Here is an 11962-nt window from a genome sequence, read left to right as displayed (position 1 = left end):
AAGGTGCTCGGGTCGGAAAGATGTCGGGGCGGGAAAGGTGCTCGGGAACGCTGTCGAGGGCAGGCTGGGGCGGTTACGAGATCGAAGCTAAGGACAATAATTGTTGACGTCAATAGTTGTTGCCGTTCGATCTGTGCGCCATGCTGGTCCCATACGCAGCACCGCCACGCAGCACCACTACGCAACACCGCTACGCAGTACCGCGCCCCGCACGGGGCCAGGACCAGGGAGCCCGCCATCGTCCGCCAGCCACATGCCACAGACCCCGCCGCGGGCCCCGCCTCCATCGACGACCAGGAACCGTGGATGCGCGGACTGCACGCGGACGCCGGCTACTTGCTGTACCGGCTGGGTCTGCGCTCGGGTCAGATGTTCAACACGTTCCTCCAGGAGTCGGGGCTGCGGTTGCGGCACTACGCGCTGCTGCGCTTCCTTGCCACCTCCGAGGGGGCGCTCCAGCGGGAGCTGAGCTCGCGGCTCGGCTACGACCCGAGCGCGATCGTCGGCCTCGTCGACGACCTGGAGAAACTCAGGTTCGCCGAGCGCCGCCCGTCCCCCGACGACCGCCGCAGCCGCACCGTCGTACTGACCGAGGACGGGCGCGCCTTCCTGCGCGACACCGACGAGGCGGGGCTGCGCGTGACGAACGACCTGCTCCGGCCCCTCGACCCCGCCGAGCGGAACATCCTGCACACGCTGCTGCGACGGGTCGCCGAGACCGAGCTCGACTCCGGCTCGTAGAGCGGCGCGGCCCATGACCTCGCTGTCCGCACCCGACCGCCTGCTGGCCGTGCTCGCCGCCTTCGACCACGGTCACCCGGCGCTCTCCCTCACGGACATCAGCCGCCGGGCCGGGCTCTCCCTCACCACCGCCCACCGGCTGGTGGGCGCGCTCACCGACTGGGGCGCCCTGGAACGCGACGCGGCCGGCGTCTACCACGTGGGCCTGCGGCTGTGGGAGATCGCGGCACTCTCCCCGCGGGGGCTCGCGCTGCGGCAGATCGCGCTGCCGTTCCTGGAGGACCTGTACGAAGCCACGCACGAAAACGTGCAGTTGGCCGTCCGGGACGGCTCCGAGGTCGTCTACATCGAGTGGATCTCCGGCCGTTCGGCCGTCGGCGTGAAGATCCAGGTGGGCGCGCGCTGGCCGCTGCACGCGACGGGTGTGGGACTCGCCCTGCTCGCCCACTGCGCGCCGGCGTTCCAGGAGGCGTACTGCGGCGGACCGCTCGCCGGCTTCACCCCGCACACCCTCACGGACCCGGCCACGCTGCGCCGCGCCCTCGCCGAAGTCCGGTACTCGGGTGTCGCGGTGAGTGACCGTCAGATCACGGTCGACGCGCTGTCGGTGGCCGCGCCGGTGCGCGGCGCGGGCGACTCGGTGGTCGCGGCCGTCTCGGTCGTGGTGCCCGAACGGGACGCGCAGACCCCGGCGTTGGTCCCCGCGGTACGGCTCGCCGCGCGCGGGATCTCCAGGGCGCTGGGGTGGCAGCCGGAGCCGTCGGCCACCTGAGCGGGCGGCGGATGCCCCTCTCACCGGTGAGGACGCGGCGCCGGCACCGCCCGGATACCGGGACGGCCTGCAGATCGGCCTGGGGCCGACCTTCGCCGTGGGTCCGGCCATGGCTGCTGCCGGACGCAGCCGTTCCCTTATGTGCCCCGTCCGTCCCCGTCTCCTCCCTCCTTCACGGTGTGAACTCCCCGGCGCCCTGCGGCCTTTCTCTGCTTTACCTCTTGACGACCGGAGTGCCGAAGAGCACATTGGCCGCGCAGCTGCGATGAGAGCGCTCTCAGTACCGTCCCCGCACCCCCCAACTCCGTACCCGAAGAGGCACCCATGACGGAAACTTCCGGCATACCTGCGAGACCTGGTCGACTGCGGCGCACGCTCGTCGCGCTGGTCGGCGTGCTGAGCCTGGCGGCGGCCGGGTCCGCGGCCGCCGACGCGCCCACGCCGCCCAGCGGCTGGACCCAGGTCTTCGTCGACGACTTCACCGGCTCCGCGGGCACCGGCGTCAACACCTCCAACTGGCAGTACGCGACCGGCCACGGCTACCCGGGCGGACCCTCCAACTGGGGCACGGGCGAGATCGAGAACATGACGTCCAGCACGAACAACGTGGCGCTGGACGGCACCGGCAACTTGCGCATCACCCCGCGGCGAGACGCCTCGGGCAACTGGACCTCGGGCCGTATCGAGACCAACCGCACCGACTTCCAGCCGGCCGCCGGCGGCAAGCTGCGCGTCCAGTCCCGTATCCAGATGCCGAACGTGACGGGCGCCGCCGCCCGCGGCTACTGGCCGGCGTTCTGGATGCTGGGCGCGCCCTACCGCGGCAACTACCAGAACTGGCCGGGCGTCGGTGAGCTGGACCTCATGGAGAACGTCCAGGGTCTCAACACCGTGTGGGCCACGATGCACTGCGGCACCAGCCCGGGTGGCCCGTGCAACGAGACGACCGGCCTCGGCGGCTCCACGGCCTGCCCCGGAACGACCTGCCAGGCGGGCTTCCACACGTACGCCATGGAGTGGGACCGCTCGACGAGCGTGGAGGAGATCCGCTTCTACGTCGACAACGTCAACTACCACACCGTACGGGCGAACCAGGTCGACGCGACGACCTGGGCGAACGCCACGAACCACGGGTACTTCATCATCCTGAACGTGGCGATGGGCGGCGGTTTCGTCGATGCCTTCGGCGGCGGACCGGACGGTGCCACGGTGCCCGGCAACCCGATGGTCGTGGACTACGTGCAGGTGCTCCAGGCGGGCGGCGGCACCACCCCTCCCCCGACCGGCAACCGTGACGCGTACAGCGCGATCCAGGCCGAGTCGTTCGACAGCCAGAGCGGCACGATCACCGAGACCACCACCGACTCGGGCGGCGGCCAGAACATCGGCGCGCTCGCCAACGGCGACTGGGTGCAGTACAAGGGCGTCAACTTCGGTTCCTCGGCGGCCAGGCAGTTCACCGCCCGGATCGCGAGCGGCGCGGCGAACGCCGTCAGCGGCCTGGTCGAGGTCCGCCTCGACAGCCGTACGAGCACTCCCATCGGCAGTTTCGCCCTGGCCAACACCGGCGGCTGGCAGAGCTGGCGGACCGTACCCGCGAACATCAGCAACGTCACCGGGACGCACGACGTCTATCTGACCTTCACCAGCGGCCAGCCGGCGGACTTCGTGAACGTGAACTGGTTCAACTTCGGTCACTGAGACCGTAGGTGCGGCAAGGATTCGAACGTGGAGGGGCGGCCCGGACGGCCGCCCCTCCACACACGTCTCGACCCACACACGTCTCGACCCGCGGACGTCTCGACCCACACACGTCTCGGCGCAGCTCCCCTCAGCGCAGCTCCGCCCGGAACGTCACCGGCGTCGTCCCCGTGTGCTGGGTGAAGTACTTGGAGAAGTTGGCCGCGTCGGGGAACCCCACGACGGCGCCGATACGGCCGATCGGCATGTCCGTGTGGGCCAGCAGTCGCTTGGCCTCCAGGACGACCCTTTTGTCGATGAAGCCCTTCGGGGTCTCGGCCGTCGCGGCGCGGACCGCGCGGACCAGGGTGCGCCGGGAGTAGCCGAGGGCGTCGGCGTAGGCACTGACGCTGTGGTTGGTGGCGAAGCCCTTCTCGACGGCGTCGCGGAAGCGCGTGAAGGTGCTGTCGGCCTGTTCGTGCGCGGTGTCGGCGGCGCCGGCCGCCAGGTGGGCCAGGCGCAGCAGGAACGCGGTCAGGGTGTGCCGCAGCACGGCGGTGTGCAGGCTGAGCGGCAGGGTGCCCGTGTCGACGTACTCGCGCTCCAGCTGGGCGACGGAGTTCCGCAGCGCGGTGAGCTGGGCCGGGTCGGGACGCAGCAGTGGCGGCTGGTCGTAGCGGTAGAGACCGGCCGCCTCGACGGTGGCGCGGGGCAGGAAGCCGGGCTGCATGATCAGGGCCGTGCCGCGGTAGTCCGCCGCGGAGGAGAAGCGGTGTACCTGACCGGGACGGATCCAGAGGATCTCGCCGTCCCCCGCCTCGTACTCGTCGAAGTCGATCATGTGCCGGACGGGACCGCCCCGAAAGAGCAGGACCACGTGGTAGTCGATGCGGTGGACACGTTCGATCTGCTCACCCAGATGCCAGCTGCGGCCTGCCCCCATCGGGCCCACCTGCATGCCCACGCCGAGGACACTGCGGCCGACGGGGAAGGGAAAGGTCTTGATCCCGGTCCGGCCGTCTTCGTATCCCTCTTCGTGCCCGTCTTTGTGCCCGTCTTCGTGTTGGGTACTTGTGTCCGCCATGTCCTTCTCGTGTCGACTCGGTCCCGTGGTCACTGTCCCACTTTCACCAAAGGCTGACACAGGGAGACCTTCCCGATGAAAAGTCAGACTTTTAAGGTTGAACGCATCAGACGAGTTATCGGGCTTCCAGCGAGGATTACTTGAAGATGAGTGCGCAGACACCTGACAGCCTGGAGTGGACCGAACTGGACCGGCGGGCCGTCGACACGGCCCGGCTGCTCGCGGCGGACGCCGTGCAGAAGGTCGGCAACGGCCACCCGGGGACGGCGATGAGTCTGGCCCCGGCGGCGTACACCCTCTTTCAGAAGGTGATGCGTCACGACCCCGCGGATCCGGAGTGGACGGGCCGCGACCGCTTCGTCCTCTCCCCCGGCCACACCTCGCTGACCCTCTACACCCAGCTCTTCCTCTCCGGCTACGAGCTGGAGCTGGACGACCTGAAGGCGTTCCGCACCCACGGTTCGAAGACGCCGGGTCACCCGGAGTACGGCCACACGGCCGGGGTCGAGACCACCACGGGACCGCTGGGCCAGGGTCTCGCCAACGCGGTGGGTATGGCGATGGCCGCCCGCTACGAGCGCGGCCTGTTCGACCCGGACGCCCCCGAGGGCGAGTCGCCCTTCGACCACACCATCTGGGGCATCGTCTCCGACGGCGACCTGGAGGAGGGTATCTCCGCCGAGGCGTCCTCCCTCGCCGGCCACCAGAAGCTCGGCAACCTCGTCTTCCTCTACGACGACAACCACATCTCGATCGAGGGCGACACCGCCACGGCCTTCTCCGAGGACGTGCTGAAGCGGTACGAGGCGTACGGCTGGCACGTGCAGCGGATCGAGCCCTCGACGGACGGCGACAACGACGGCGACATCGACGTGCACGCGCTGTACGAGGCACTGACCGCCGCCAGGAACGAGACCGGGCGCCCCTCGATCATCGCGATGCGCACGATCATCGCCTGGCCCGCCCCGAACGCGCAGAACAACGAGGCCTCGCACGGTTCGGCCCTCGGCGCGGAGGAGATCGCGGCCACCAAGCGCCGGCTGGGTTTCGACCCGGAGCAGTCCTTCGAGGTCTCCGACGAGGTCATCGAGCACGCCCGGCGCGCCCTCGACCGCGGCGCCGAGGCCCACACCACCTGGAACAAGCTGCTCGCCGAGTGGCGTACGGCGCAGCCCGAGCGCTCGAAGCTCTTCGACCGGATCGTGGCCGGGCAGCTGCCCGAGGGCTGGGAAGCCGCACTGCCGACGTTCGAAGCGGGCACCTCCGTGGCGACCCGCGCGGCCTCCGGCAAGGTCCTCCAGGCACTCGGCGACGTGCTCCCCGAGCTGTGGGGCGGCTCCGCCGACCTCGCGGGCTCCAACAACACGACCATCGACAAGACGAGTTCGTTCCTCCCGGCGGACAACCCGCTGCCGGAGGCGGACCCGTACGGCCGCACGATCCACTTCGGTATCCGCGAGCACTCCATGGCCGCGGAGATGAACGGCATCGCGCTGCACGGCAACACGCGCATCTACGGCGGCACCTTCCTGGTGTTCTCCGACTACATGCGCAACGCCGTCCGCCTGTCCGCCCTCATGCAGCTCCCGGTGACGTACGTCTGGACGCACGACTCCATCGGGCTCGGCGAGGACGGCCCGACCCACCAGCCGGTCGAGCACCTGGCCTCGCTGCGCGCCATCCCCGGGCTGAACGTCGTACGCCCGGCCGACGCCAACGAGACCGCGATCGCCTGGGCCGAGATCACCAGGCGGCACGCGACGAACCCGGCCCCGCACGGCCTGGCCCTCACCCGTCAGGGCGTACCGACGTACGAGGCCGACGAGAACGCGGCCAAGGGCGGGTACGTCCTGCGCGACTCCTCCACCGGCACGCCCGACGTGATCCTGATCGCCACCGGCTCCGAGGTCCAGCTCGCCGTCGCGGCACGCGAACAATTGGAAGCCGAGTCAGTGGGCACCCGTGTGGTGTCGATGCCGTCCGTGGAGTGGTTCGAGGAGCAGTCCGCCGAGTACCGGGAGAGCGTCCTGCCGACATCCGTGAAGGCCCGCGTGGCGGTCGAGGCGGGCATCGGCCTCACCTGGTACCGGTACGTCGGTGACAACGGACGCATCGTCTCCCTGGAGCACTTCGGCGCCTCCGCCGACGCCAAGACCCTCTTCGCCGAGTACGGCTTCACGGCCGAGAACGTGGCCGCGGCCGCGCGGGCCTCCCTCGATTCGACCACCGGCCCCGCCGCCCCGCGCGGTTGATCCCGCCCGCACGAAGGAAGATGATCACTGTGACCGAAACAATCGCCGTCGCCGACCCCCTGAAGGCGCTCTCCGCCGAAGGCGTCTCCATCTGGCTCGACGACCTGTCCCGTAAGCGCATCACGTCCGGCAACCTCGCCGAACTCATCGAGAACCGGCACGTCGTCGGCGTCACGACCAACCCCTCCATCTTCCAGGCCGCGATCGGTTCCGGTGAGGGGTACGAGGAGCAGCTCGCCGACCTCGCCACGCGGCGCGTCACGGTCGACGAGGCCGTACGGATGATGACCACCGCCGACGTCCGCGCCGCCGCCGACATACTGCGGCCCGTGTACGACGAGACCGGCGGCCGGGACGGCCGGGTCTCCATCGAGGTCGACCCGCGGCTGGCCCACGACACGAAGGCGACGATCGCCGAGGCCAGGCAGCTCTCCTGGCTGGTCGACCGCCCGAACGTGATGATCAAGATTCCGGCGACCAGGGCGGGGCTGCCCGCGATCACCGAGGTCATCGGCCTCGGTATCAGCGTCAACGTCACGCTGATCTTCTCGCTGGAGCGCTACCGCGAGGTGATGGACGCCTACCTCGCCGGTCTGGAGAAGGCACAGGCCGCGGGCCTCGACCTCTCCGCCATCCACTCCGTCGCCTCCTTCTTCGTCTCCCGCGTCGACAGCGAGATCGACAAGCGGCTGACGAAGGTGGGCACGGACGAGGCGCTCGCGCTGAAGGGCAGGGCGGCACTCGCCAACGCGCGGCTCGCCTACGAGGCGTACGAGGAAAAGTTCGGCCCTGCCGACAATCCAACACGCGACGGTGGTCGCTGGACCGCCCTCGGCGGGGCCCGTGCCAACAAGCAGCGCCCGCTGTGGGCCTCGACCGGCGTCAAGGACCCGGCCTTCAAGGACACGCTGTACGTCGACGAGCTGGTCGCACCCGGCACGGTCAACACGATGCCCGAGGGCACGCTGAACGCCACCGCCGACCACGGCGAGATCCGCGGCGACACGGTGAGCGGCGGCTACGCCCAGGCCCGCGCGGACCTGGAGGCCGTCGAGAAGCAGGGCATCTCGTACGACGAGGTCGTACGGCAGCTGGAGGACGAGGGCGTCGCGAAGTTCGAGGCGGCCTGGGGCGAGCTGCTGGACGCGGTCGCCGTCTCGCTGAGCAGCAAGGGAGTTGACGGGAAATGACCAAGAACCCTCCCGAGGGAACCTCGGCGGAGGCGGCCGGCACGGCACCGGACGCCCCCGCCCCGGCGGCGAAGGCCACGAAGGCCACAAGGGCCACGACAAGGGCCAGGAAAGCCGTGAAGGCCGTGAAGGCCGCGACGAGCGGTACGAAGGCCGACGCTTCCGCGGCCACGGCCGGCGCGGCACCGGACGCGCCCACGGACACACCCGCAGACGCGACCGCGGCCGACCTCGCGCCGCAGTCCCTCGCCCAGGTCCTGGACCTCGCGGACGCCTGGGACAACCCCCTGCGCGACCCCCAGGACCGCCGCCTTCCCAAGATCGCCGGCCCCTCCGGTCTGGTCATCTTCGGTGTGACGGGCGACCTCTCGCGCAAGAAGCTCATGCCGGCCGTCTACGACCTGGCCAACCGCGGGCTGCTTCCGCCCGGCTTCTCCCTCGTGGGGTTCGCCCGGCGCGACTGGGAGGACGAGGACTTCGCGCAGATCGTGCACGACTCGGTCCGTGAACACGCGCGTACCGAGTTCCGCGAGGAGGTCTGGCAGCAGCTCGCCGAGGGCATGCGGTTCATCCCGGGCGACTTCGACGACGACCAGGCGTTCGACCAACTGCGGTCAGCGGTCGACGAGTTGGACAGTTCGCAGGGCACGAGCGGCAACTACGCCTTCTACCTCTCCGTACCCCCGAAGTTCTTCCCCAAGGTCGTCAAGCAGCTCAAGAAGCACGGCCTGGCCAAGGCGCCCGCGGGGTCCTGGCGGCGTGCGGTGATCGAGAAGCCGTTCGGCCGCGACCTGAAGAGCGCGCGCGAGCTGAACCGGGTCGTGCACGAGGTGTTCGACCCGGAGCAGGTGTTCCGCATCGACCACTACCTCGGCAAGGAGACCGTCCAGAACATTCTGGCGCTCCGCTTCGCCAACCAGATGTACGAGCCCGTCTGGAACCGGTCGTACGTGGACCACGTGCAGATCACGATGGCCGAGGACATCGGCATCGGCGGCCGCGCGGGCTACTACGACGGCATCGGGTCGGCCCGTGACGTCATCCAGAACCACCTCCTGCAGCTGATGGCGCTGACCGCGATGGAGGAGCCCATCGCCTTCGACGCCGACTCGCTGCTCACCGAGAAGCTCAAGGTCCTCAAGTCCGTGAAGCTGCCGGACGACCTCGGCGAGCACACCGTCCGCGGCCAGTACGCGGCGGGCTGGCAGGGCGGCGAGAAGGTGTCCGGCTATCTCGAAGAGGACGGCATCGACCCCGGGTCGACGACCGACACCTACGCCGCGGTCAAGCTGGAGATGGACAACCGCCGCTGGGCGGGCGTCCCCTTCTATCTGCGGACCGGCAAGCGCCTGGGCCGCCGTGTCACCGAGATCGCCGTCGTCTTCCAGCGCGCCCCGCACTCCCCCTTCGACTCCACCGCCACCGAGGAACTCGGCGCGAACGCGATCGTCATCCGCGTCCAGCCCGACGAGGGCATGACAGTGCGCTTCGGATCGAAGGTGCCGGGTACGTCGATGGAGATCCGGGACGTGTCGATGGACTTCGCGTACGGCGAGTCGTTCACGGAGTCCAGCCCGGAGGCGTACGAACGCCTGATCCTGGATGTACTGCTCGGCGACGCCAACCTCTTCCCCCGTCACCAGGAGGTGGAAGAGTCCTGGAAGATCCTCGACCCGATCGAGGAGTACTGGGACACCCACGGCAAGCCGGCGCAGTACGCCTCGGGCAGCTGGGGCCCCGGGGAAGCCGACGAGATGCTCGCACGAGACGGACGGAGCTGGCGCAGGCCATGAAGATCGACCTGAGCGACACCACGGCAAGCAAGATCAACAAGGCCCTTGTGCAGGGCCGCCGCGCCATCGGCACGCCTGCCGTGGGCATGGTCCTGACGATGGTCATCGTGACGGACGAGGAGAACGCGTACGACTCGATCAAGGCGGCCGAGGAGGCCTCGCACGAGCACCCCTCGCGCACCCTGGTCGTCATCAAGCGGCACGCCCGCAGCCCTCGCGACCGCACGAACTCCCACCTCGACGCCGAGGTACGGGTCGGGGCCGACGCGGGCACCGGTGAGACGGTCATCCTGCGGCTGTACGGCGAGGTGTCCGACCACGCCGACTCGGTGGTCCTGCCGCTGCTGCTGCCGGACGCGCCGGTCGTCGTCTGGTGGCCGGTGGACGCGCCGGAGGTCCCGGTCAAGGACCCGCTCGGCGCCCTCGCCCAGCGCCGCATCACCGACATGTACGCCGTGGAGACGCCGCTCGCGGCCCTGGAGGCGCGCGCCGCCGCGTACGCGCCGGGCGACACCGACCTGGCCTGGACCCGGCTGACGCCCTGGCGTTCCATGCTGGCCGCCGCCCTCGACCAGGCCCGTACGAAGATCACCTCGGCCTCCGTCGAGAGCGAGGCCGAGAACCCGAGCGCCGAGTTGCTGGCCCGTTGGCTGGAGGCCCGCCTCAATGTCTCGGTCGAGCGGGTCGTCACCGCCGGCCCCGTGGTCACCGCAGTGAAGCTCGGCACCGAGAACGGCGAGATCGTCATCGACCGCCCCGAGGGCCCGCTCGCGACCCTGTCCCTGCCCGGTCAGCCCTCGCGCACCCTCGCGCTGAAGGTCCGCAGCACCTCCGAGCTGATCGCCGAGGAACTGCGCCGGCTCGACGCGGACGAGATGTACGCCGTCGCCCTGCGCGCGGACGACACCCAAGGAGCGAGCCGTGTCTGACGCTCCGAAGCTCACCCACCGGCCCGAGTGGACCGCACTGGAGGACCACCGGGCAGGGCCGCTCCTCCATCCGCAGCTGCGCGAGCTGTTCGGACGCGACCCGGAGCGCGCCCGGCGCTACACCGTGCGGGTGGGTGACCTGTTCATCGACTACTCGAAGCATCTGATCACCGACGAGACGCTCGCGCTGCTCCAGGAACTCGCCACCGCCACCGGTGTGTTCACCCTGCGCGACGCGATGTTCCGCGGTGAGCGGATCAACGTCACCGAGGACCGGGCGGTCCTGCACACCGCGCTGCGCGCCCCGCGCGACGCGGTCGTCGAGGTCGACGGCGAGAACGTCGTGCCGAAGGTGCACGCCGTGCTCGACAGGATGGCCGACTTCGCCGAGCAGGTGCGCTCGGGCAAGTGGACCGGGTACACCGGCAGGCGCATCCGCAACATCGTCAACATCGGCATCGGCGGCTCCGACCTGGGCCCGGCGATGGCGTACGACGCGCTGCGCGCCTTCACCGACCGGGACCTGACGGTCCGCTTCGTGTCGAACGTCGACGGGGCCGACCTCCACGAGGCGGTGCGGGACCTGGACCCGGCCGAGACGCTCTTCGTCATCGCCTCGAAGACCTTCACCACCATCGAGACGATCACCAACGCGACCTCGGCGCGCGACTGGCTGCTGACCGGGCTCAAGGCCGGTCAGGAGGCCGTGGCGAAGCACTTCGTGGCGCTGTCGACGAACGCGGAGAAGGTCGCGGACTTCGGTATCGACACGGCCAACATGTTCGAGTTCTGGGACTGGGTCGGCGGGCGCTACTCGTTCGACTCCGCCATCGGCCTGTCCCTGATGATCGCGATCGGCCCGGACCGCTTCCGGGAGATGCTGGACGGCTTCGGTCTCGTCGACGAGCACTTCCGTACGGCCCCCGCGCAGGCCAACGCGCCCTTGCTGCTGGGCCTGCTGGGTGTCTGGTACGGCGACTTCTTCGACGCCCAGTCGCACGCGGTGCTGCCGTACTCGCACTATCTGTCCAAGTTCACCGCGTACCTCCAGCAGCTCGACATGGAGTCCAACGGCAAGTCCGTGGACCGCCAGGGCAGGCCGGTCGAGTGGCAGACCGGCCCTGTGGTGTGGGGCACGCCCGGCACCAACGGGCAGCACGCCTACTACCAGTTGCTCCACCAGGGCACGAAGACGATCCCGGCCGACCTGATCGGCTTCGTCAACCCGGTCGCCGAGCTCGGCGGTGAACTCGCCGCGCAGCACGACCTGTTGATGGCGAACCTCTTCGCCCAGGGCCAGGCGCTCGCGTTCGGCAAAACCGCCGACGAGGTGCGGGCGGAGGGGGTGCCCGAGGAACAGGTGCCGCACCGCACGTTCCGCGGCAACCACCCGACCACCACCGTCCTGGCCGCCGAGTTGACCCCCTCGGTCCTCGGCCAGCTGATCGCCCTCTACGAGCACAAGGTGTTCGTGCAGGGCGCGATCTGGAACATCGACTCCTTCGACCAGTGGGGCGTCGA

9 protein-coding genes are annotated in these 11962 nt (G+C 69.8%); 8 read left to right on the top strand and 1 reads right to left on the bottom strand.

Annotated features, from left to right (window positions below; all coding sequences use genetic code 11):
• The first annotated feature begins 306 nt into the window (after nucleotides 1-306).
• The 3 genes from AB0D14_RS32985 to AB0D14_RS32975 all read left to right on the top strand — a co-directional run bounded on the left by AB0D14_RS32985 (nucleotide 307) and on the right by AB0D14_RS32975 (nucleotide 3214).
• Complete coding sequence (locus AB0D14_RS32985; protein ID WP_362786454.1) at nucleotides 307-741, top strand: MarR family transcriptional regulator; 435 nt, start codon at nucleotides 307-309, stop codon at nucleotides 739-741.
• Nucleotides 742-754: 13 nt separating this feature from the next.
• A complete protein-coding gene (locus AB0D14_RS32980; protein ID WP_362786452.1) occupies nucleotides 755-1513 on the top strand; it encodes an IclR family transcriptional regulator in 759 nt (252 codons plus the stop codon).
• 324 nt (nucleotides 1514-1837) lie between these two features.
• Nucleotides 1838-3214, top strand: a complete 1377-nt coding sequence (locus tag AB0D14_RS32975; protein WP_362786450.1) for a glycoside hydrolase family 16 protein — start codon at nucleotides 1838-1840, stop codon at nucleotides 3212-3214.
• Nucleotides 3215-3344: 130 nt separating this feature from the next.
• On the opposite strand, the gene AB0D14_RS32970 is transcribed toward AB0D14_RS32975, so the two are convergent.
• Nucleotides 3345-4277: an AraC family transcriptional regulator gene (locus tag AB0D14_RS32970; protein WP_362786448.1), complete on the bottom strand. Its 933-nt coding sequence runs from the start codon at nucleotides 4275-4277 to the stop codon at nucleotides 3345-3347.
• Nucleotides 4278-4423: 146 nt separating this feature from the next.
• Between AB0D14_RS32970 and tkt the strand changes: the two genes are divergently transcribed.
• The 5 genes from tkt to pgi form a co-directional block, all read left to right on the top strand.
• Nucleotides 4424-6529, top strand: coding sequence for a transketolase (gene tkt, locus AB0D14_RS32965; protein ID WP_362786447.1), 2106 nt, complete (start codon nucleotides 4424-4426; stop codon nucleotides 6527-6529).
• Nucleotides 6530-6549: 20 nt separating this feature from the next.
• Nucleotides 6550-7719 (top strand): transaldolase, encoded by a 1170-nt coding sequence (gene tal / locus AB0D14_RS32960; protein WP_362786446.1) that lies wholly within the window; start codon nucleotides 6550-6552, stop codon nucleotides 7717-7719.
• Nucleotides 7716-9512 (top strand): glucose-6-phosphate dehydrogenase, encoded by a 1797-nt coding sequence (gene zwf, locus AB0D14_RS32955; protein ID WP_362786444.1) that lies wholly within the window; start codon nucleotides 7716-7718, stop codon nucleotides 9510-9512. The genes tal and zwf overlap by 4 nt, the downstream gene beginning before the upstream one ends.
• Nucleotides 9509-10441, top strand: coding sequence for a glucose-6-phosphate dehydrogenase assembly protein OpcA (gene opcA / locus AB0D14_RS32950; protein ID WP_362786442.1), 933 nt, complete (start codon nucleotides 9509-9511; stop codon nucleotides 10439-10441). The genes zwf and opcA overlap by 4 nt, the downstream gene beginning before the upstream one ends.
• Nucleotides 10434-11962, top strand: a 1529-nt coding sequence (pgi, locus tag AB0D14_RS32945) for a glucose-6-phosphate isomerase (RefSeq protein ID WP_362786440.1), incomplete at its 3' end; no start/stop codon positions are given. The genes opcA and pgi, both read left to right, overlap by 8 nt.

Origin of the sequence: Streptomyces sp. NPDC048484, assembly GCF_040651415.1 — a bacterium.
Taxonomy (GTDB): domain Bacteria; phylum Actinomycetota; class Actinomycetes; order Streptomycetales; family Streptomycetaceae; genus Streptomyces.
This window is presented reverse-complemented; position numbering and strand designations above follow the sequence as displayed.

Bases quoted from the DNA above. Each gene is read 5' to 3' on its own strand.
- AB0D14_RS32985 (WP_362786454.1), top strand. From the start codon at position 307: ATGCGCGGACTGCACGCGGACGCCGGCTACTTGCTGTACCGGCTGGGT.
- tkt (WP_362786447.1), top strand. From the start codon at position 4,424: ATGAGTGCGCAGACACCTGACAGCCTGGAGTGGACCGAACTGGACCGG.
- AB0D14_RS32975 (WP_362786450.1), top strand. From the start codon at position 1,838: ATGACGGAAACTTCCGGCATACCTGCGAGACCTGGTCGACTGCGGCGC.
- zwf (WP_362786444.1), top strand. From the start codon at position 7,716: ATGACCAAGAACCCTCCCGAGGGAACCTCGGCGGAGGCGGCCGGCACG.
- AB0D14_RS32970 (WP_362786448.1), bottom strand. From the start codon at position 4,277: ATGGCGGACACAAGTACCCAACACGAAGACGGGCACAAAGACGGGCAC.
- AB0D14_RS32980 (WP_362786452.1), top strand. From the start codon at position 755: ATGACCTCGCTGTCCGCACCCGACCGCCTGCTGGCCGTGCTCGCCGCC.
- opcA (WP_362786442.1), top strand. From the start codon at position 9,509: ATGAAGATCGACCTGAGCGACACCACGGCAAGCAAGATCAACAAGGCC.
- tal (WP_362786446.1), top strand. From the start codon at position 6,550: ATGATCACTGTGACCGAAACAATCGCCGTCGCCGACCCCCTGAAGGCG.